Origin of the sequence: Herbiconiux oxytropis, from assembly GCF_024979315.1 — a bacterium.
GTDB classification, from domain to species: Bacteria; Actinomycetota; Actinomycetes; order Actinomycetales; family Microbacteriaceae; genus Herbiconiux; species Herbiconiux oxytropis.
Genome location: NZ_JANLCK010000006.1, coordinates 53,819 through 73,030 on the forward strand (window position 1 = coordinate 53,819; position 19,212 = coordinate 73,030).

Annotated in this window: 21 protein-coding genes; 17 read left to right on the plus strand and 4 right to left on the minus strand. The window is 70.6% G+C overall.

What is annotated here, in order from left to right; genetic code table 11:
- Positions 1-70: 70 nt before the first annotated feature.
- Positions 71-1,423: an APC family permease gene (locus N1028_RS11970; protein ID WP_259529197.1), complete on the minus strand. Its 1,353-nt coding sequence runs from the start codon at positions 1,421-1,423 to the stop codon at positions 71-73.
- Positions 1,424-1,577: 154 nt separating this feature from the next.
- Here N1028_RS11970 and N1028_RS11975 point away from each other — a divergent pair, with 154 nt between their 5' ends.
- Genes N1028_RS11975 through N1028_RS11985 form a run of 3 tightly spaced genes read left to right on the plus strand, consistent with a single transcriptional unit; the run spans position 1,578 to position 4,947 of the window.
- Positions 1,578-3,569 carry an amidase gene (locus N1028_RS11975; protein ID WP_259529199.1) on the plus strand — a complete coding sequence of 664 codons (1,992 nt, stop codon included), beginning with the start codon at positions 1,578-1,580 and terminating at the stop codon, positions 3,567-3,569.
- Between the two features lie 53 nt (positions 3,570-3,622).
- Positions 3,623-4,351: an SDR family oxidoreductase gene (locus tag N1028_RS11980; protein WP_259529201.1), complete on the plus strand. Its 729-nt coding sequence runs from the start codon at positions 3,623-3,625 to the stop codon at positions 4,349-4,351.
- Positions 4,348-4,947 (plus strand): TetR-like C-terminal domain-containing protein, encoded by a 600-nt coding sequence (locus N1028_RS11985; RefSeq protein WP_259529203.1) that lies wholly within the window; start codon positions 4,348-4,350, stop codon positions 4,945-4,947. Before N1028_RS11980 ends, N1028_RS11985 begins: the two co-directional genes overlap by 4 nt.
- A gap of 36 nt (positions 4,948-4,983) precedes the next feature.
- Here the strand turns inward: N1028_RS11985 and N1028_RS11990 are convergent, their stop codons facing one another.
- A complete protein-coding gene (locus tag N1028_RS11990) occupies positions 4,984-5,505 on the minus strand; it encodes a cupin domain-containing protein (RefSeq protein ID WP_259529204.1) in 522 nt (173 codons plus the stop codon).
- Positions 5,498-5,749, minus strand: coding sequence for a tautomerase family protein (locus tag N1028_RS11995; RefSeq protein ID WP_259529206.1), 252 nt, complete (start codon positions 5,747-5,749; stop codon positions 5,498-5,500). Before N1028_RS11995 ends, N1028_RS11990 begins: the two co-directional genes overlap by 8 nt.
- A 209-nt stretch (positions 5,750-5,958) precedes the next feature.
- On the opposite strand from N1028_RS11995, the gene N1028_RS12000 reads away from it, so the two are divergent.
- From N1028_RS12000 to N1028_RS12065, 14 genes are all read left to right on the plus strand, one after another.
- Positions 5,959-6,648 carry a helix-turn-helix domain-containing protein gene (locus N1028_RS12000; RefSeq protein WP_259529214.1) on the plus strand — a complete coding sequence of 230 codons (690 nt, stop codon included), beginning with the start codon at positions 5,959-5,961 and terminating at the stop codon, positions 6,646-6,648.
- A 191-nt stretch (positions 6,649-6,839) separates the two neighbouring features.
- The gene (locus N1028_RS12005; RefSeq protein ID WP_259529218.1) at positions 6,840-7,859 is read left to right on the plus strand and encodes an alpha/beta fold hydrolase; all 1,020 of its coding nucleotides are present in this window, start codon (positions 6,840-6,842) and stop codon (positions 7,857-7,859) included.
- 118 nt (positions 7,860-7,977) lie between these two features.
- A complete protein-coding gene (locus N1028_RS12010) occupies positions 7,978-9,177 on the plus strand; it encodes an acyl-CoA dehydrogenase family protein (RefSeq protein ID WP_259529222.1) in 1,200 nt (399 codons plus the stop codon).
- 101 nt (positions 9,178-9,278) lie between these two features.
- Complete coding sequence (locus tag N1028_RS12015; protein ID WP_259529224.1) at positions 9,279-10,316, plus strand: ABC transporter substrate-binding protein; 1,038 nt, start codon at positions 9,279-9,281, stop codon at positions 10,314-10,316.
- Positions 10,313-11,173, plus strand: a complete 861-nt coding sequence (locus N1028_RS12020) for an ABC transporter permease (RefSeq protein WP_259529227.1) — start codon at positions 10,313-10,315, stop codon at positions 11,171-11,173. The genes N1028_RS12015 and N1028_RS12020 overlap by 4 nt, the downstream gene beginning before the upstream one ends.
- Positions 11,170-11,928, plus strand: coding sequence for an ABC transporter ATP-binding protein (locus N1028_RS12025; RefSeq protein WP_259529230.1), 759 nt, complete (start codon positions 11,170-11,172; stop codon positions 11,926-11,928). The genes N1028_RS12020 and N1028_RS12025 overlap by 4 nt, the downstream gene beginning before the upstream one ends.
- A complete protein-coding gene (locus N1028_RS12030) occupies positions 11,925-12,431 on the plus strand; it encodes a cupin domain-containing protein (RefSeq protein WP_259529235.1) in 507 nt (168 codons plus the stop codon). Before N1028_RS12025 ends, N1028_RS12030 begins: the two co-directional genes overlap by 4 nt.
- Before the next feature lie 11 nt (positions 12,432-12,442).
- Positions 12,443-12,850: a nuclear transport factor 2 family protein gene (locus tag N1028_RS12035; RefSeq protein WP_259529237.1), complete on the plus strand. Its 408-nt coding sequence runs from the start codon at positions 12,443-12,445 to the stop codon at positions 12,848-12,850.
- A gap of 14 nt (positions 12,851-12,864) precedes the next feature.
- Positions 12,865-14,133, plus strand: a complete 1,269-nt coding sequence (locus tag N1028_RS12040) for an acyl-CoA dehydrogenase family protein (protein ID WP_259529240.1) — start codon at positions 12,865-12,867, stop codon at positions 14,131-14,133.
- Between the two features lies 1 nt (position 14,134).
- Positions 14,135-15,418, plus strand: a complete 1,284-nt coding sequence (locus tag N1028_RS12045; protein ID WP_259529242.1) for a carboxylesterase family protein — start codon at positions 14,135-14,137, stop codon at positions 15,416-15,418.
- Between the two features lie 103 nt (positions 15,419-15,521).
- A complete protein-coding gene (locus tag N1028_RS12050; protein WP_259529244.1) occupies positions 15,522-16,841 on the plus strand; it encodes a phenylacetate--CoA ligase family protein in 1,320 nt (439 codons plus the stop codon).
- A 60-nt stretch (positions 16,842-16,901) separates the two neighbouring features.
- The gene (locus N1028_RS12055) at positions 16,902-17,105 is read left to right on the plus strand and encodes a DUF6052 family protein (RefSeq protein WP_259529245.1); all 204 of its coding nucleotides are present in this window, start codon (positions 16,902-16,904) and stop codon (positions 17,103-17,105) included.
- 2 nt (positions 17,106-17,107) lie between these two features.
- Positions 17,108-18,013 (plus strand): fumarylacetoacetate hydrolase family protein, encoded by a 906-nt coding sequence (locus tag N1028_RS12060; RefSeq protein ID WP_259529246.1) that lies wholly within the window; start codon positions 17,108-17,110, stop codon positions 18,011-18,013.
- 53 nt (positions 18,014-18,066) lie between these two features.
- Positions 18,067-18,558 (plus strand): VOC family protein, encoded by a 492-nt coding sequence (locus N1028_RS12065; RefSeq protein WP_259529247.1) that lies wholly within the window; start codon positions 18,067-18,069, stop codon positions 18,556-18,558.
- A 76-nt stretch (positions 18,559-18,634) separates the two neighbouring features.
- Here N1028_RS12065 and N1028_RS12070 read toward each other — a convergent pair whose 3' ends face one another.
- Positions 18,635-19,210 (minus strand): TetR/AcrR family transcriptional regulator, encoded by a 576-nt coding sequence (locus N1028_RS12070; protein WP_259529248.1) that lies wholly within the window; start codon positions 19,208-19,210, stop codon positions 18,635-18,637.
- Between the last annotated feature and the right edge of the window lie 2 nt (positions 19,211-19,212).

The window sequence follows — 19,212 nt, forward strand, 5'->3', positions numbered from 1 at the left end:
CCCGTTCACCAGGCGCCGCACCTGGTGATCCTGCATCCTCTGCAGGGCTTCACGTGGCAGATGAAGTCGATCACGAGGTGCGACGAGACGTCGTGAACCTCCGGATGGCGTAGAGGATGCAGCCGAGCACGACGAACCCGCCGCCGAACGCCCACACGATCGGCTCCTGCTGCGTGAGCAGGAGGAGGCAGGAGAGCACGCCGAGCACCGGCACGAACGTCCAGACCCGGAAGTGCTCGTGCTCCACCTCGTCCTTCCGCAGCACGAGCACGGCCACGTTGGTGCTGATGAACACGAACAGCAGCAGGAGCACCACGGCTGAGGCGAGCGTCTCGAGATCGCCGACGAGAGTGAGGAGCATCGCCACGACGGTGGTGGCGACGATGGCGACCCAAGGGGTCCTCCGGCGCGGCAGCACGCGGCCGAGCACGGCGGGCAGCAGTCCCTGCTCGGCCATGCCGAAGGTCACCCGGCTGGTCATGATCATGGTCAGGAGCGCGCCGTTGGCGACGGCGATGAGCGCGATCAGGCCGAACAGCCAGGGCGGCACGGGGAACCCGGTGGCGGCGACGACCGCCAGGAGGGGCCCCGACGACTCCGTGAGCTCGTCGGCGGGGAGCGCGATGGCCGAGGCGAGACCCACGAGCAGGTAGACGACGCCGGCGGTGACGAGTGCTCCCAGAAGGGCCTTCGGGTAGACCCGGGAGGGATCCCGCACCTCCTCGGCCACGTTGGCCGAGGTCTCGAACCCCACGAAGGAGTAGTAGGCGATGATCGCGCCGCCCAGCACGGCGAGCCCGGGTGAGGCTCCCGCCGGGAACTCCGTGACCCGGGAGACGTCTCCTCCTCCGCCGCCGAGCATGGCGGCCACCGCGACCACCACGATCACGAGACCCGAGACCTCGATCACCGTCATCACGACGTTGCCCTTGAGCGACTCGCTGATGCCGCGGGCGTTGAGTGCCGCCACGAGCAGCAGGAACACCATGGCGGCGGGGATCGGGGGCACCGCGAGGAAGGCCTGCAGGTACTCCCCAGCGAAGGCGAGAGCGAGACCGGCCGCGCTCACGACCCCGGCCGAGAGCATGCAGAAGCCCACGAGGAACGAGATGAGGGGCGGCTTGTAGGCGCGCTGGGCGAACACGGCGGCTCCGCCGGCGCGCGGATACTTGGTGACCAGCTCGGCGTAGGAGCCTGCGGTGAGCAGCGCGAGCAGCAGCGCCAGTGCGAGCGGCGCCCAGAGGGCCCCGCCGACCTCGCCGGCGAGCACACCCATGAGGGCGTAGATGCCGGCCCCGAGCACGTCGCCGAGGATGAAGAGGAACAGCAGCGGTCCGGTGATGCGCCGCTTCAGCTTGGTCTCGCCTGCCGTCACCCCTGCGTCCAGCGGGGCGGATGGGGACACGGATCGATCGGCGCTCATCTGCGCGAGCCTAGGCCGGTCGTGCTCTCGCCCCTTGGGGCTTGACAAGTGCAGGGCCGACGCACCAGCAGTGCCGTCCTCGGGGGGAGGGCGTGCGAGAGAGGGGAATGACGCGCCCGGGCTGAGAGGATGGACCAGACGAGAGGGGTGCGGCATGGAACGGATCGACGTCGTGGAGCTGGGCATCGGCGAGATGCTCGAGATGCTCGAGGCGGGCACGGTGACGAGCGTCGAGCTGGTCACCGCCTACCTCAATCGCATCGCCTATTACGACCGCACGGGGCTGTGCCTGCACGCTATCGCGGTGCTCGACCCGACCTGCCTCGAGCAGGCCGCTGCGTCGGATGCCCGCCGCCGGGCGGGCGCGGCCGGCCCGCTCGAGGGCGTGCCGTTCACGGTCAAGGACAGCTACAAGGTGAAGGGCCTCACGGTCGCCTCGGGGAGCCCGGCCCTCGCCGAGCTGGTGGCGAACGACGACGCCGCATCCGTCGCCCAGCTGCGCGCCGCCGGAGCTGTGCTGATCGGCAAGACGAACATGCCGCCGATGGCGGCGGGCGGCATGCAGCCCGGCATCTACGACTACGCCCGCAGCCCCTACCACCCGCAGTACCTCACGGCGGCCTACGGCTCCGGTTCGTCGAACGGGTCGGGCACCGCCACGGCCGCGAGCTTCAGCGCCTTCGGGATGGCCGAGGAGACGGTGTCGTCTGGCCGAGCGCCGGCCTCCAACAACAGCCTCGTGGCGTACACCCCCTCTCGCGGCGTGCTCTCGATCCGGGGCAACTGGCCCCTCCGGCCCACCTGCGACGTGGTGGTGCCGCACACCCGCACGGTCGCCGACCTGCTGCGGGTGCTCGACGTGCTCGCCGTCGACGACCCCGACCGCTCGGGCGACTTCTGGCGGCAGCAGAGCGCGGTCGCGCTCCCCGCCCCCGAGTCGGTGCTGCCGAAGCCGGTCTCGCGGCGGCGACCGGATCGGCTCGACGGGCTGCGGATCGGCGTGCCCCGCCTCTACATCGGCGAGGACACAGAGCCCATCGATCCGCCGGTCATCCGGCCGAGCGTGCGGGCCCTGTGCGACCGGGCGGCCGACGACCTGCGCGCGCTCGGCGCCGAGGTGGTCGTGGTCGACTTCCCGGTGGTGTCGAACTACGAGGAGGATCGTCCCTCGGCGGAAGGGCTCCCCGCGCGCGGCCTCGTGCCCGCGGACTGGCGGGCGCTCGAGGGCGGCACGGTCACGGCGATGGCGCTCGACGGGTTCCTCCGCGACAACGCGGATCCCCGGCTCTCGAGCTGGGCCGACGTCGACGGCGACACGGTCTTCCCGGTCGCCGATGCCCCGGTGCCGGTGTGGATCACTCGCGCCCGCGGCGGCTTCGACTGGCAGCGCCTGGCCGAGCTCGTGAAGCAGGGGCTGCCCGAGACCTTCGACGACGTGCCGGGCCTCGACCACCTGCTGCGCGGGCTCGAGCGCGCGCGCAAGCAGGACTTCGAGGACTGGATGGCGGCCTCCGGGCTCGACCTCGTCGTGTTCCCGGCGGCGGGCGACGTGGGGCGGGTCGACCTGTTCGAGCGGCCGGAGAGCCTCGAGGCGGCCTCGCGGAACGGCGTGGTGTACTCCAACGGCAATCGCGTCATCCGGCACCTCGGCATTCCGACCGTGACGGTGCCGATGGGGTTCATGGCCGACATCCAGATGCCCGTGGGCCTCACCTTCGCGGGCGCCGCCTACAGCGACGACGCGCTGCTCGACCACGCGTCGGCCTACGAGCGGGCCACGAGGCGGCGGCAGCCGGCGTTCCTCACGCCCACGTTGCCCAGTAACCAGATCGAGCCGGGTGACCAGATCGAACCCGGCGACCGGATCGAGCCGGGGGATGAGCTGGCCGACGCGACCGCCACCGTCGAGATCGAGGCGCGCGGCCGGTCGTGGGAGGTGGAGGTGCGGGTGCCGTCGGGCTCAGCACCCGAGGCCCGGGTCTGGGCCGACGGTCACATCCTCCGCCAGGTGGCCGACGAGCCCGGGTTGTTCCGCGGCCGGGTCTCGCTGTCGCGGAAGCGCCTCACCGACGAGATGATGATCGTCGTGCGGGCCGGTCGCTCGAGCGCGTCGTTCCAGCTGGTCGCTCTGCCACCCCTTGCCTGATCCGGCGTCTCGTGTTTATATGTACTAGTCGTACATAAACGAGAGGACGCATCATGGGCAACAAGACGGTCGCCATCGTCACCGGGGCCTCGGGCGGGATCGGCCGCGCCGTGGCCGAGCGCTTCGGCTCCCTCGGCCACGACGTGGTCGTGCACTACGGCGGCGGCGCCGAGCGAGCTGCCGAGGTCGTCGAGGCGGTGCGCGCGGCGGGCGGCCGGGCGATCGCCGTGCGCGCCGACGTGGCCGACGGGGCCGAAGTCGCGGCGCTGTTCGCGCGGGCGCAGGAGGAGTTCGGCGGGGTCGACGTGGTGGTGCACACCGCCGGCATCATGCCGCTCGCGCCGATCGCCGAGATGGATCTCGCCGACTTCGACCGCGTGCAGCGGGTGAACGTGCGCGGCACCTTCGTGGTCGACCAGGCCGCGGCCCGCTCGGTGCGCGCCGGGGGCGCCATCGTGAACTTCTCCACCTCGGTCACCCGACTGCAGCAGCCGGGCTACGGCGCCTACGCCGCGTCGAAGGGGGCGGTCGAGTCGCTCACGCTCATCCTGGCCCGCGAGCTCCGGGGGAGGGATGTCACGGTCAACGCCGTGGCACCCGGCCCCACAGCGACTCCGCTGTTCCTCGAGGGCAAGACGCCGCAGGCCATCGAGCACATCGCCTCGCTCGCGCCGCTCGGGAGGCTCGGCGAGCCCGCCGACATCGCCGACGCCGTGGTGGGCCTCGTCGCCTCGCGCTGGATCAACGGCCAGGTGGTCTACGTCAACGGCGGGATCGCGTGACCGAGGCGGTCGCGCGGCCGGGGAGGGGCAGGCGGCCGAGCGCCGAGGTGCGCCGCGACGTGCTCGCCGCGGCCACCGAGCTGCTTCTGGCTGACGGTGTCGCGGCGGTGACGTTCGAACGGGTGGCCCAGGCGGCGCCGGCGAGCAAGGTGACGCTCTACAAGTGGTGGCCCACCCCCGGGGCGCTCGCCGCCGAGGCCTACTTCGCCCACGTCGAGTCCGGTCTGCGCTTCGACGACTCCGGCGATCTCACCGCCGACCTGCGCGCGCAGCTGCACGCCTTCGTGGCGACCCTCACCGACGAGCGGATAGGCCCGGTCATCGCGGGCTTCATCGGGGCGGCGCAGGCGGATGCGGCACTCGCGGAGGCCTGGTCGGCCGGCTACTCGCTCGAGCGCCGGCGCCTCGCCGTCGAGCGGTTCGCCCGCGCCGAGGAGGCGGGTCAGCTGCGCACCGGTCTCGACCTCGAGGTGCTCGTCGACCAGCTCTGGGGCGCCTGCTACCACCGCCTCCTCGTGCGCGACCAGCCGCTCACGCCGGCCTTCGCCGACGCGATCCTCGACAACCTGCTGCGAGGGGTCGCCACTGCGCCCTAGGAGCCGACGCCGGACTCGGTCTCCGGATGCGACCGGTCAGGAGGGATCGACGAAGTGCACGCCCCACTTGGCCGAGGCGGCCAGGATGCGCTCCATGTCGGGTGGCCCGGCCATGCCGGGGGCGTACCAGAGGTCGGTGACGTCGCCGATGTCCTCGAAGAAGCGGTCGAGCCCGCCGGGAGTCGAGATCACGAACACCTTCGACTGGTCGAGGCCCACGTTCTTGAAGGTGTGCACGACCGATCCGGGGATGGAGGCGATCGATCCGGGCCCGCCCGTGACGAGTTGCGGGCCGGAGTCGGTGACGTGCATGAACTGCACCTCGCCCGAGAGCACATAGAACAGCTCCGCCTGGGGGTGGTGGTGCGGGGGCGGGCCGCCGTTCGGCGGGGTCAGCTCCTCGAAGGCGCAGAACAGGTCGCCGGTCGAGGAGGAGGGCACCTTGATGGTGACCAGGTCGCCCACCACGTTGCGGGTGGGGCCCACGGCCTCACCGGGCAGGATGTGCCCGAACGGCATCGCGAGCGGCGTGCCGAGGGCCAGCTCCGGGTCAGACATCGGCCGTGACCGGAGCCGCCGCCTCGTTGCCGGCGGCGATGGCGCCGAGCACGAGCTCCGTCGTGATGCGGTCGCCGCCGCCGCCCCAGTCGCCGCTGTCGACCTCGTTGAGCAGCACGGTGACGAAGGGGCGAACGCCCTCTCCCTTCACGGCGACGACCGCGTTCGTGAAGCCCGCGATGAGCGCGCCCTTCTCGGCGGCGTCGTACGTTCCCGCAACCACGGTTGCGTTGATGACCGGCATGTTCTCTCCTTCTGCTGAACGGGATCGTCGCTGCACCGGCGGGCGGAGGAACCCTCGTCGCCAGCCCGGATCCAGCTTGTCGACGAACATACCCTGCGAGACGAAAGGGCGACAAGAGGCCCGGAATCCAGGGTGTTACAGTTGTGTTTCCTCATCGTCGCCAAGGCCGTTCCGCTTTGTCGCCGACCCTCGATCACGCGGAGGTGCTCATGGCGCACGACGACACTCTCGAGCAGGAGGTCGCGGTCACCGGCGAGCCCGTGACCGATCGCTTCGCGGCCAAGCTCCGCGCCCTCCGCGCCCAGCGCGAATGGTCGCTCTCCCGCCTCGCCGCCGCCACCGACCTCTCGAAGGCCTACGTCTCCCGCCTCGAGCTCGGCGAGCGCCAGCCCTCGCTGCCCGCCCTCGTGGCGCTGGCCCGCGCCTACGGCCTCAGCGTGGGCGACCTGGTCGACGAGGAGCCGGCCTCGTCGAACATCACGCGCACCGGATCGTTCGACTGGAACGCCGACGCCGCCACCCCGCACGGCCGCCTCGTGGGCGGAAGCGGCGCCCTCGACGCCGACTTCTCCTTCGACGGGCGCATGCTCGCCGAAGGGTCGAGCCCCGAGGAGATGGTGGCGTGCGCCCAAGCCGCGTGCGCCGCCATGAGCCTCAACACCCTCCTCACGACCGCCGGCTACGAGCCCCGTGCCATCGGCACGCGGGTGTCGGTCACGATGGAGGTGTTCGACAGCAGCGCCGCCACTCTCCAGTCGATCGACATCGAGCTGCAGGCGGACGTGCCGGGCATGTCGTCGACGGAGTTCGGGCAGCTCGCCCAGCGGGTCGCACGCAACTCCACCATCGCCAAGGCGCTCGCGGTCGACATCCATATCGCCTCCACGCTCGTGGCCTGAAGCCCGGCTCGTTCATTACGGGGCCGTGACGACAGAAACGCAACCGTAACAAACGCTTAACAAGCTCGTCCCATGAGCGGGTGCACCCCGACTGTAGTGTCGTCGACAAGCGAGATCGGGTTTGGCGACGACCACCCTCCCGAACCGGATCCGCGTCCCTGTCCGACATGACGACGCCGAACGGATCCCCCATGGAACGCTCGATCGACCTGGCAGCATCCGCCGCTCCGCACGAGCGCGCCGGCGTCTCCGCGGTCACGGTGCGAAGCGGGCAGTTCTGGATCCCCGGTGACGTCACCCAGGTCGGGGTCACCGTGCAGAGCGGGCCGATGTACGTCTACTGGGAGGCGCCCGAGGTCGTCACCCGGCCGCATCCGGTCATCTTCGTGCACGGCGGCGGATCGCAGGGCACCGACTGGCTCGGCACGGTCGACGGCAGGCCCGGGTGGGCCCGCCGGTTCGTGGAGGCCGGTTTCGCGGTCTACGTGGTCGACCGCCCTGGGCACGGCCGCTCGGCCTTCCACCCCGACGTCATCGGCGCGATGGGCCCGCAGTTCGGCTACGAGCCGGCCATGGGCCTGTTCATCGACTCCGCCACCGACGAGCCCCACTCGGCCTGGCCGTGGGGATCGGCGCCTGGAGACCCCGAGATGGACCAGATGCTCGCCGCGGTCGGACCGCTGCCGGCCGACCTCGGCCTGAGCGAGGAGCTCGACAGCGCCCGCCTCGCGAAGCTCCTCGACCTCACGGGACCGGCAGTTCTCGTGACCCACTCCGCGGGCGGCCCCTCGGGCTGGCTCGCCGCGGCGCTCCGGCCCGGCCTCGTGGCGGCGATCGCCGCGATCGAGCCGATGGGCCCGGCCTTCGCCGAGTTCCCCGGTCTCGGCACCCTCACCTGGGGTCTCACGGCCGCGCCCCTCGCCTACGACGCGGGCTACGGGACCCCCGCCGAGGTCGAGGCCGCGCCGGCCGACGCACGCACCGTCGCCGCTCTCGCGGGCCTGCCGATCGCCGTCTTCACCGGGGGCAGCTCGCCGTTCTCGCACGTCGCGCCGGCGGTGGTCGAGTTCCTCGGGCACGCCGGGGCCGCCGCCGAGTGGGTGCACCTGCCCGACCTCGGCATCCACGGCAACGGCCACGGCCTCATGTACGAACTCAATTCGGACGACACCGTGCGCCCCGTCGTCGACTGGATCGCCGCGCTCGACTGATCCGGATCCATCGCACCGCCTGCTCCACCCCGTTCCACCGCACCGCCCGCACCGCCAGCTCCGCCGCACCGACTGCTCCGCCAGCCCCGCCCGCGCCACCGAACGAGAGAGAGCCGCCATGCCGGTCAGCACCGCCCCCCACACCGCGGCCCCCCGCACCGCGCTCCATGTCAGCGATGACTTCGAGCCCCTGATGGAGCGCCTCGACGCGATCCTGCCGCTGATCGCCGAGAGCGGCGCCCAGAACGACCTCGACGGCCGGCTCACCCCCGAGGTCGAGGAGGCCCTCGCCGCCACGGGCATCTACGGCATGACCGTGCCGGCCGAGCTCGGCGGCTACGAGTTCTCGCCCACCCAGGTCATCAAGGCGGTCGAGCGGATCGCGGCCGCCGACGCCTCGACCGCGTGGGTCACGATGGCCCTCCAGATGGAGACCGGGAGCACCGCGGCCTACCTCGACCCCGCCGCCGCCCGGGAGCTCTACGCCCACGGCTTGCCGTTGCACGCCGGACAGGGCACCAAGCCCGGCACCGCGGTGCCGGTCGAGGGCGGCTACCGCCTCTCGGGCTCGTGGTCGTTCGCCTCGGGAATGCACCAGGCCACCCGCCTCCAGACGGCGGCGCTCGTGCGCGAGACGGGCGAGTCGCTCATGATCACGGTGCCCGCCGGATCCGCGACCCTCATCGACAACTGGGACGTGATGGGGCTGAAAGCGACCGGCAGCATCGACTACGACCTCGACGACGTGTTCGTGCCCGCCGAGCACGCCTGGCCCGCCGCCACCATGGAGCCGCGCACGGGTGGTGCCCTCTACCGCATCGGCATCGTGAACCTCTCGGGGCTCGGCCACGCGGGCTGGGCGCTCGGTGTGGCGCGCCGCATGCTCGACGAGATGGCCGAGCTCGCCCGCCGCAAGACGGGATCGCGCGGCGCGACCGTCGACTCCGCCCACTTCTACGCCGATTACGCGAAGGCCGAGGCGAAGGCGCGCTCGGCCCGCGCCTGGCTCCTGGAGGTGTGGGCAGACAACGAGGCCACGCTCGCCGCCGGGCTCCCGCTCTCGGCCGAGCAGGAGACGCTCATCCGGCTCGCCCTCAGCAACGCCACCTGGATGGCCCACGAGGTCACGATGACCGTCTACACGTGGGCCGGCACGGCAGCGCTCCGCTCGGGCGACCTGCAGCGCTACTTCCGTGACATGCACGCCGGAACCCAGCACGTGACGAGCGGGCCGGGGGTGGTGCAGGGCTGCGGGCAGATGCTCGCGGGCCTCGCCCCCGGCAAGCGGTGGATGTTCCTCGACCTCGTACCCGCCTGACCCGTCCGTCCCGCCTGACCCGTCCATCCCGCCCACCCGTTCCGTTCCCCGCCCCTCCCCATCCCGATCCACTCGCAGCACGACGAAGCAAAGGACGCACCATGAGAAACCGCAGACCGGCCGCCGTCGCCGCCGTCCTGGCCACCGCCACCGCCGTGGCCCTCGCCCTGACCGGCTGTGCCACGTCGTCGACCGCCACGCCCGACTCCACGAGCGAAGGCTCGGCCGAGGGCGAGACCAAGACCGTCACGGTCGGCATCGACATCCCGTTCCACCCGCTCTACGCCTACCTCACCGCCAAGAGCGACGAGATCTTCGCCGATTCCGGCTACGACATCGACTTCGAGGTGCTCGACGCCACGACCCTCGTGCCGAGCTTCGGGCGCGGCGACATCGACATCGTCACGACCGTGCCGTCGTTCCAGCCCCGGATCAAGGACCAGTACGGCATCGACACCCAGTTCTTCTACCCGATGGCCCGCTGGACCCCGGGCTCCGAGCTCTACGTCGCGGGCGACTCCGACATCCAGTCGATCGAGGACCTCGCGGGCAAGAAGGTCGCCATCCCGCCGCTCGCCACCCGCTTCGGCGCCGAGGAGGCCGCGGTGCTCGCCACCACCGGCGAGACCATCCAGGACTACTTCGAACTCACCGAGACCGACGCCGCGGCCCAGGAGCTCACCCTCGGCCGGGCCGACGCCGCGTTCATCGAGGCCCCCGCCACGGCGCCGCTGATCGAGGCGGGTTTCCGCCCGGTCTACAACGTGCAGGAGGCCTTCGAGGAGGAGTTCGGCGACCCCGCGGTGCTGAGCGGCGGGTTCATCGCGAGCAACGAGTTCGCCGAGGCCAACCCCGAGGTGATCGACCTCATCGTGCAGGCCACCCAGGATGTCTGGACCCAGTTCCAGGAGGATCCCGAATCGGTGCTCACCGTGGCGAGCGACGAGACCGGCATCCCGGTCGAGCAGCTCGAGCTCGTCTCCCAGATCCTCAACCTCGCCGAGATGCCCGACGACCAGAAGATCGTCTCCGAGACCGACGTGGCCACCTGGAGCGCGATCTTCCCGCTGCTCGTCGAGGCCGGATTCCTCACCGAGGAGCCCGAGGACCCGGCGTCGATGTTCATCGTCACGGAATGAGCACGATGACCTCGACCATCGAGCCCGCCGCGGGGGCGGCCGCCGTGCCGGGCGCCCCCGCCGCCGCGGCCCGCCCCGCTGCCGCCGCCTCTGCTCGGCGCGGTGGCTGGAAGCGCCCCGCCCGCGTGATCCTGAGCGTCATCGTGATCTTCGCGGGCTGGGCGATCGCCTCCACCCAGTTCCCGTCCTACATCCTGCCCTCGCCGCTGGACGTCTGGGACCAGTTCCTCAGCGCCGTCGGCCGGGGGGTCTGGGTCGAGGAGATCCTCGCCACCGTGCAGCACCTGCTCGCCGCCTTCGGGCTGGTGATCGTGATCGGCCTGCCGCTGGGCATCCTGATCGGCCGTTCGAAGATCGCCGAGGACCTCGCCCGGGTGCCGATGATCTTCCTGCAGACCGTGCCCACGATCGTGCTGATCGCCCTCGCCCTCGTGATCATGGGCGTGAGCGACACCGCGGTGATCGGGGTGACCGTTGCGGGCTCGATCAGCTACTTCCTCATCAACGTCATCCAGGGAACGCGCTCGATCGATCCCGACCTCACCGAGATGAGCCGGGCCTACCAGGCCTCCGAGGGCTCGATCATGCGCTCCGTCGTGCTGCCCTCGGTGGTTCCCTACCTCCTCGCGGGGGCCAGGATCACGCTCGGTGTGGCCTGGCAGATCACGCTCTTCTCGGAGTACCTGATGGGCACCGCGGGCGTGGGCTTCCAGGTCAACACGTCCATCAAGCTCCTCGACACCGCGGCGGTGTTCATGTGGGGCCTGTCCATCGTCGCACTCACCCTGCTGGTGGAGTACGGCATCTTCCGGCCGGTGGAGCGACTGCTCACCCGCCACGTGAAAGGACGATCATGACGATCACCGAGACCATGGTGGGCTTCCGCGGGGTGGGCAAGACCTACCCCAAGCAGGCCCTCCCCGTGCTCGAGGGCATCGACCTCGAGCTCCGCGAGGGTGAGGTGGTGGCCCTCATCGGCCCCTCGGGCTGCGGCAAGTCGACGCTGCTCAACATCCTCGCCGGGCTCACCGACGTCTCGACCGGCACCGTCGATCTCGCGAGGTCGGACCTGCGGAGCGCGTACGTGTTCCAGAACCCGCGGCTGCTGCCGTGGCGCACGGTGCTGAAGAACGTGGAGTTCGCCCTCGAGCAGATCGGCGTGCCGGCCGAGGATCGCCGTCGGCGCGCCGTCGCCGCGCTCGAGACGGTGCACCTCAGCGAGCACCTCGACAAGTACCCCAACCAGCTGAGCGGCGGCATGCAGCAGCGCGCCGCCCTCGCCAGGGGCATCGCGATCGAGCCCACCCTGCTGCTGCTCGACGAGCCGCTCGGCGCGCTCGACGCCCTCACCCGCAGCTACCTCCAGGAGGAGCTGCTGCGCATCATCGCCGAGCTGAAGACGACCACCCTCCTCGTGACTCACGACATCGACGAGGCCATCCTGCTCGCCGACCGCGTGGTGGTGCTCTCGAGCCGGCCCGCGCGCATCCGGGAGATCTTCGAGGTGCCGTTCGGCCCCACTCGCTCGCTCGACACGATCATCGGCGACCCGCGCTTCGGTGCGCTCCGGCACGAGATCCGCGAGCTGCTGCGCCCGGAGGTGGCGGCATGACGGAGAGCACCCCCGGCGAGGTCGTGATCGTCCGCGACACCGAGCGCGAGTCGCTGTGGTTCCTCGGCGACCTCGTCGAGATCATCGTCGACGGCTCCAAGACCGGCGGCCGCCTCACGGTGGCCATGCACCACGCCCGCCCGAGCTCGCAGCCGCCGCTGCACGAGCACGACGCCGAGGACGAGATCTTCTTCATCCTCGAGGGCGAGATCACCTACTGGGCGCAGGGCATCACCGCGACGCTCGGCGCGGGCGACTTCATCCTGCTGCCGAAGGACGTGCCGCACAGCTTCCAGGTCTCGCCCGACCGGGAGGCGCGCTGGCTCGTCATCCTCGCCCCCTCGGGTTTCGAGGACTTCCTGCGCGAGGCCTCCGACCCGGCCGGGCATCGCGGGCTGCCGGAGGACTTCACGATGACCCCCGAGATCGAGTCGCGCCTCATGACCGCGGCCGAGACGGCGGGCATCACCATCCTCGGCCCTCCCGGCACCCGCCCGTCCTGACAGGAGTAACCATGTCCAACCTCCCCCTCGTCGAGCGCTTCTGGGCGGCCAACGCCACGGGCGACGTCGACACCCTGAAAGCGGTGCTCGCCCCGGATGTCGAGTGGACGGTCGTCGGCCGCACCGTGCCGATCGCGAAGACCTACCACGGTCAGGACGAGTTCTTCGGCGAGCTCATCGCCACCCTCATCGCCTCGTTCACGCCGGGCACCGTGCAGATGACGGTCACCGGCATGTTCGAGGACCTCGAGCGCTCCACCGTCGTCACGCAGGTGCACGAGCGGGCGGAGTCGATCACCGGCGCCACCTTCGACAACGACATCGTGACCGTCATGACCATCGCGGACGGCAGGATCGTGGCCTCCGCCGAGTACATGGACCTCCTCGAGGTCTCCCGCAGCATCCCCACCCCTGAATAAGAGGAGTCAGCATCATGGAAAGCACCGCAACCCTCGAGGCCCCCGCAGCGCCCACGCCGGGATCGCCCACATCCGCAGCGCCCGCGCCCGCGCCCGCAGAGAGCGTCGCGACCACCGCGGAGATCGTGCGCCGCATCCACGAGATCGGCCCCACCCTCCGTGCCAACTGGGCCGCAGGGGAGGCCGGCCGCTGCCTGCCCGCCGAGTCGATCGCCGCGATCCAGTCGACCGGAGCCTTCGACATCGCCCGCCTCGCGCGCTACGGCGGCTACGAGGGCGGTGCGCTCATGCTCGCCGAGGTCGCCCGCACGCTCGCCTACTACTGCGCGGCATCCGGGTGGGTCACCGTGATCTCGAACGGCTCGGTCATGCTCACCAACCGCTTCGAGGACTCCGTGGTGGAGGAGGTCTTCGGCTCGGGCGAGACCGTGAAGATGGCCTCGATCTTCGTGAGCCCGCACGGCTTCGCGAAAGGCGAGGACGGCGGCTACCGGGTGGCGGGGGAGTGGCCGTACTCCTCGAACGTCAACGACTCCGACTGGGCCATCGGCATCCTCCCCGTGCAGCGAGAAGGTGCCCCAGAGGGCGAGACCGAGATCGGCTTCGCCCTCATGAAGCGCGGCGAGTACACCGTGAAGGACACCTGGCACACCGTCGGCATGCGCGCCACCGGCAGCAACACGATCGTGGCCGAGGACGTCTGGATCCCCGCCGACCGCGTCTGCTTCTACGAACGACTGATGGGCGAGGCGTTCGAGACGGATGCCGAGGCGCCGCTCGGCCGCCGGCTCACCCCGATGGCCACCATGGCCACCACCATCTCGGCGCCGATCGTGGGGGCCGCCCAGGCCGCCCTCGACATCGTGGCCGCGAACGCGAAGAAGAGGGGTGTGGCGAACACGACCTACGCGAAGCAGAACGAGTCGGGCGCGTTCGTGAAGGATCTCGGCGAGGCCGCCATGAAGATCGACACCTCCATCCTGCACCTCACCCGCGCGGCGGAGCTCATCGACCGCACCGCGCAGGGCACGGTGCCGCTCACCTCCGAGCAGCGCGCGAAGATCCGCGGCGACGCCGGGCACTCGGGCCGCAGCACGGTCGAGGCGATGAACGAGCTGATGTGGCTGGCCGGTTCGTCGGCGTTCGCCGCGTCGAGCCCGCTCGAGAAGCTGTGGCGCGACGTCAACACCGGCGCGCGGCACGGTGCCGTGGCCGCCCCGATGAGCTACGAGGTGTTCGCCGACGGACTCGTGGGCGCCGAGTACATCGTTCCCGTGCTCTAGCGTGAACCGCATCGTCGCGTCGCTCGGGCTGCGCTATGCCGAGCTTGCGGGCGGCGAGCGGTTCGCCGCTCCCGTGCGTGCCCGTGGCCAGCTGGGGGTGCGGCGCCTCGTCGACGTGCCCGTCTTCCCGCAGCTGCCCAGCCGCCTCTCGGCCGCCATGGGCACGGAGCTCGAGCGCAACCCGCAGTCCGAAGACGCCTTCCACCTCAACGTGTGGGCGCCGGAGGGTGCCCGCGACCTCCCCGTGCTGGTCTACCTGCACGGTGGGGCGTGGGCGACGGGCGGCGGGTCGGCGGCCTGGTACGACGGCTCGGTGCTCGCGGCCCGCGGCATCGTGGTGGTCACCGTCAACTACCGGGTGGGCCCGCTCGCGCACCTGCAGCCGGACGACACCGAGGTGCTGCACAACCGCCCGGTGGAGGATCTGCTGCTCGCGCTGGACTGGGTGCAGGAGAACATCTCCTCCTACGGCGGCGATCCGCTCGAGGTGACGGTCGCCGGCCATTCCGCGGGCGGCTGGTACGGGCACGCGCTGAGCGTGCATCCGGCCGCTCGGGGCCTTCTCCGGCGGGTGGCCCACCTCAGCATGGGCACCGAGCCCGGGCGCTCGCCGGAGCTCGCACGCGCGATCACGGCCCGGGTGCAGGAGCTCACGGGGGATGCGTCGCTCCAGCGGGTGCCCCTCGGCGAGCTGCTCGCGGCGGGTCGTGCGGCGCTTGCGTTCGACCGCCCGCTCGGTGAGCTCCCCCGCTCGTACCTGCCGGCGGAGGGCGAGTTCGCGGCGCCCGATCTGTTCGACCCGCAGGTCGCCGCGGCCACCTGCCACGCCGACGCCGTGTACATCCGCACCACCGCCGACGAGACGGGGATCTTCGGCTTCGCCGACCCGGTCGATCGCGCCGTGACCGACGCGCAGGTCGACCGGCTCGCGGGGGAGTGGGGCGCCCCGCCGCCCGCCGGTGGCACGCCCTACGAGCGCCTCGTCTCCCTCACCACCTGGCGGCACTTCTCGGGGTTCGCCGTGGCGCTCGCCGCCGCCCACGCAGCCCTCGGCCGGCCCGTGCAGCTCGAGCGCTTCGAGGAGCGCAGCCCGCTCGAGGGCCTCGGCGCCGCACACTGCTTCGATCTGCCGTTCCAGTTCGGCAACCGGCCGCTCTGGGGTGATGCACCGATGCTCCGCGATGTGCATCCCGTGCGCTTCGCCGAGGTCTCCGCCCACTGGGTGACGAACCTGGCCGACTTCGTCTCGGGACATCCGGTGCCGAAAAAATCCATTCCGCACTAGTGACGATCGTAACTGCAATGTAATCTGGCCGAAACGAACGATGCCTACTGTCGATGGAGTACCCGCTCCATCACGCCGGAATCGAACGAAAGGTGATTCGCTGATGAATGACAGCCCGTACTGGAACCCGAAGACGGAGACGATGTCGAGGGACGACCTGCGCGCCCTCCAGTTCGTGAAGTTCAAGCGGGTGGTGGAATGGGCCGAAGCGCGCAGCGTGTTCTACCAGAAGTCGTTCCAGCGGGCCGGGTTCGACTCGTCTCAGCTGAACAGCTGGGACGACTACGACCGCGTGCCGTTCCTCACCCGTGAGGAGTGGATGCGCAGCCAGAACGACTTCCCGCCCTACGGCGAGCTGCCGGTGGCCGGTCACGAGAACGCGATCCGCTTCCACACCACGAGCGGCACCTCGGGCAAGACCCCGCTGCGGGCGCTCGACAGCCGCAAGGACTGGTCGTGGTCGGCCGAGATGTGGTCGTACGCCCTCTGGGGCATGGGCGTGCGCCCGCACGACATCGGCTACGTGGCCTTCGGCTACGGCACCTTCATCGGCTTCTGGGGCCTGCACAACGGCCTCGAGAAGCTCGGCGCCACCACGATCCCGGGCGGTGCCCAGCCCACCCCCACCCGCGTGAAGCAGATCATCGACTACGACGTCACGGTCGTGGCCTCCACCCCCACCTACGCCCTGCGGCTCGCGCAGGAGGCGGAGAGCCTCGGCATCGACCTGAAGAACTCCAAGGTGAGCCGGATCGTGCTCTCGGGCGAGCCCATCCCGCCGAAGACCAAGGAGCTCATCGAGGAGCTGTGGGGCGCCAAGTCGTTCGACACCGCCGGAATGACCGAGATCTCGACCATCTTCATGTTCGAGCCGGAGGACCAGCCGGGCGGCACCCACATCATCGAGGACCAGTTCGTGGAACGCGTGATCGATCCCGAGACCGGCATCGAGCTGCCCTACGGCGAGCGGGGTGAGCGCATCACGACGTCGTTCGGCCGCAGCATGATCCCCCTCATCAAGTACCGCACCTCCGACCTCGTGGTGAAGGTGCCGCACACCACCACCTCGAACGGGCGCACCTGGGACCTCTACCAGGGCGGCATCCTCGGCCGGGTCGACGACATGAAGCTCGTGCGCGGCACGAACGTCTACCCCCGCGCCGTCGAGGCCATCGTGCGGGCGTTCCCCGTGATCGACGAGTTCCAGGTGAAGATCACCCGGGAGGGCATCCGCGACGAGATCACGCTGCTCGCCGAGCCCGTGCCCTCGGTGACCGATGCGGAGTGGACCGAGCTCATCGCGAAGCTCGGCACCGAGCTGGCCGACGGCCACGAGGGCCTGCGTTTCATCATCGAGCGCGCGCCCGAGAACACCCTCCCCCGCTTCGAGCTGAAGGCCAAGCGCCTCCAGGACCTGCGCTGAAGCACCCGACTCCCACCGCAGACAACCGACAGCAGACAGTAGAAACAAGGAGCTGACGACATGGCCGTTGACCTCATCGGCAACGAACTGACCGCCAAGGAGCAGCAGCTCCTCGACGCCTACGAGAGCCTGAAGGCCCTCGAGGCCGGCGGCGGACTCGCCCCCAGCACCGAGTCGAACGTGCGGGTGGCTCTCGCGGCGCTCGGCGTGGCGGTGGGCGATCTCGCGCTCTGCTACGAGCACCTCACCGACAGCAGCTGCTGAGGATGCGGCTCGCACGCATCGCGCTCGGCGACGCAGGCTCCACGGATGCCCCGCGCACGGCCGTGGTGGAGGGCGAGCAGCTGCTCGTGCTGCCCGCCGGCGCCCCCACGATCGACGACCTCGTGCGGCTCGGCCTCGCGGCCGCGCTCGCCGCGGTCGAGGAGCTGCTGCCGACGGCCGAGACGGTGGCGCTCGCCGACGCCGTGCTGCTCGCCCCGCTCGCGCGCTTCAACCGCGACATCCTCTGCACGGGCTGGAACTACACCGACCACTTCTACGAGTCGCTCGGCAAGCGCGCGGGCCAGGGGCCGGACGAGATGCCCGAGCACCCCACGTTCTTCACGAAGGGCCCGGGCGTCGTGATCGGGCCGACCGATCCGATCGCCTTCGACGCCGCGCTCTCGGCGAAGTGGGACTACGAGGCCGAGGTGGCGCTCGTCATCGGCACCGGCGGGCGCTCGCTCCGCGCCGAGACCGCCGCTCGGCACGTGTTCGGCTACTTCGTGGCCAACGACGTCTCGCAGCGCGACCTGCAGCGCCAGCACGGCGGGCAGTGGCTGAAGGGCAAGTCCGTCGACGGCACGATGCCGATCGGCCCGTGGATCACGACGGCCGACGAGGTCGACCTCGACGCCCTGCACCTCTCGCTCACCGTCAACGGCGAGCTGCGGCAGAACTCCTCCGCCACCGCGATGGCGTTCCCCGTGCCCGTGCTGCTCGAGGAGCTCAGCCGCGGAATGACCCTCGAGGCCGGCGACGTGCTGCTCACGGGCACGCCGAGCGGCATCGGCAGCGCGCGCGAGCCCGCGGTGTTCCTGGCCGACGGCGACGAGATCGTCACGCGTGTCGACGGCCTCGGCGAACTCCGCAACCGCGTGACGGCGACGGATCTGACCTCACCCGCCTAGACCAGCCGCCCCCGGCATCCACCCAGGCATCCACCCCGAAGGAACGAGACACCATGGCCACGCCTCCCCCCGCCACCGCCTTCAGTCACGCCGGCGTCACCGTGCCCGACCTCGAGGCCGCCATCGACTGGTACCGCGACACGCTCGGCTACTACCTGCTGGCCGGCCCGCTCGAGGTGCTGGAGGACGACAGCCCCCTCGGCATCGCGGCGACCAACATCTACGGCGTGGGCTTCACGAGCTTCCGGTTCGCGCACCTCTGCGGTGCCGACGGTGCGGGGCTCGAGCTCTTCACCTTCGCCTCGCCCGCCACGGTGGCGCCCGAGGACAACTTCGAGTTCTGGAAGACGGGCATCAACCACATCTCGCTCACGGCCGTCGACTTCGAGGGCGTGAGCGACCGGATCGTGGCCGCCGGCGGCCGTGCCCGCTCGGAGACGGTGGTCATCGACCCGGCGAAGAACTACCGCATCCAGTACATGGAGGACCCCTGGGGCACGGTCGTGGAGCTCTGCTCCCACCCCTATACCCAGATGTGGGCCTGACTCCCTCTGCAGAGGGCGCTAGTTGTTGCTGGCCAGGAGGTTGTCGACGCGCACACTCGTAGGGCTGAGAGCAGGCTTACTGAAGTATGCGGTCGACGAGTTCGTCAACAGCGGCGTCGACAGATAATCCCGTGTCGAGTGGCGCGGTGAGGTGGTCGAGCATCAGTCCGTCGATGGCGTAGTGGAACAAGGCGATCTCGGTTCGCCCCCCGGGCAGGCCAGAAGCGTCGTTGAATGCGACATCCTCCTGGAATGCTCGCTGTCGCCACGTTCCGAGCGTCGCGGCGATTGCGGGGCGTCGAGCGGCCTCCAGCCGCAGCTCGAAGAGGGCAAGCGACACATGCGGGTCAGCGCTGAGTCGTCGCACGACGTCTCGCAGGTAGTCGGCAAAGAGTGCCCGGTCGGCAGATCGAGCGCCACGGGAAGGAACGATGTCGGGATCGGGTGTTAGTCGCTCTCCGATGCGGTCAACGAGTGCGGAGATGAGATCGTCGCGGGTCGGGAAGTAGTTCGACGCGGTGCCGCGTGGCGTGCCGGCTGCGGCGTCGACAGCTCGGTGGGTGAGACCGCGGGCTCCTTCCTGAGCGAGCACGCGGATCCCGGCGTCGGCGAGAGCGGAGCGTCGTTCATCATTGCGGGCCATGTCGCCCATGC

What these genes read in the sequence shown, in the direction of transcription:
- N1028_RS12030 (WP_259529235.1), top strand. Translation starts at nt 11,925, where the DNA reads ATGACGGAGAGCACCCCCGGCGAGGTCGTGATCGTCCGCGACACCGAG.
- N1028_RS11980 (WP_259529201.1), top strand. Translation starts at nt 3,623, where the DNA reads ATGGGCAACAAGACGGTCGCCATCGTCACCGGGGCCTCGGGCGGGATC.
- N1028_RS12070 (WP_259529248.1), bottom strand. Translation starts at nt 19,210, where the DNA reads ATGGGCGACATGGCCCGCAATGATGAACGACGCTCCGCTCTCGCCGAC.
- N1028_RS12025 (WP_259529230.1), top strand. Translation starts at nt 11,170, where the DNA reads ATGACGATCACCGAGACCATGGTGGGCTTCCGCGGGGTGGGCAAGACC.
- N1028_RS12060 (WP_259529246.1), top strand. Translation starts at nt 17,108, where the DNA reads ATGCGGCTCGCACGCATCGCGCTCGGCGACGCAGGCTCCACGGATGCC.
- N1028_RS12040 (WP_259529240.1), top strand. Translation starts at nt 12,865, where the DNA reads ATGGAAAGCACCGCAACCCTCGAGGCCCCCGCAGCGCCCACGCCGGGA.
- N1028_RS12000 (WP_259529214.1), top strand. Translation starts at nt 5,959, where the DNA reads ATGGCGCACGACGACACTCTCGAGCAGGAGGTCGCGGTCACCGGCGAG.
- N1028_RS11975 (WP_259529199.1), top strand. Translation starts at nt 1,578, where the DNA reads ATGGAACGGATCGACGTCGTGGAGCTGGGCATCGGCGAGATGCTCGAG.
- N1028_RS12035 (WP_259529237.1), top strand. Translation starts at nt 12,443, where the DNA reads ATGTCCAACCTCCCCCTCGTCGAGCGCTTCTGGGCGGCCAACGCCACG.
- N1028_RS12055 (WP_259529245.1), top strand. Translation starts at nt 16,902, where the DNA reads ATGGCCGTTGACCTCATCGGCAACGAACTGACCGCCAAGGAGCAGCAG.
- N1028_RS12050 (WP_259529244.1), top strand. Translation starts at nt 15,522, where the DNA reads ATGAATGACAGCCCGTACTGGAACCCGAAGACGGAGACGATGTCGAGG.
- N1028_RS11990 (WP_259529204.1), bottom strand. Translation starts at nt 5,505, where the DNA reads ATGTCTGACCCGGAGCTGGCCCTCGGCACGCCGCTCGCGATGCCGTTC.
- N1028_RS12065 (WP_259529247.1), top strand. Translation starts at nt 18,067, where the DNA reads ATGGCCACGCCTCCCCCCGCCACCGCCTTCAGTCACGCCGGCGTCACC.
- N1028_RS12015 (WP_259529224.1), top strand. Translation starts at nt 9,279, where the DNA reads ATGAGAAACCGCAGACCGGCCGCCGTCGCCGCCGTCCTGGCCACCGCC.
- N1028_RS11970 (WP_259529197.1), bottom strand. Translation starts at nt 1,423, where the DNA reads ATGAGCGCCGATCGATCCGTGTCCCCATCCGCCCCGCTGGACGCAGGG.
- N1028_RS12020 (WP_259529227.1), top strand. Translation starts at nt 10,313, where the DNA reads ATGAGCACGATGACCTCGACCATCGAGCCCGCCGCGGGGGCGGCCGCC.
- N1028_RS12010 (WP_259529222.1), top strand. Translation starts at nt 7,978, where the DNA reads ATGCCGGTCAGCACCGCCCCCCACACCGCGGCCCCCCGCACCGCGCTC.
- N1028_RS12005 (WP_259529218.1), top strand. Translation starts at nt 6,840, where the DNA reads ATGGAACGCTCGATCGACCTGGCAGCATCCGCCGCTCCGCACGAGCGC.
- N1028_RS11995 (WP_259529206.1), bottom strand. Translation starts at nt 5,749, where the DNA reads ATGCCGGTCATCAACGCAACCGTGGTTGCGGGAACGTACGACGCCGCC.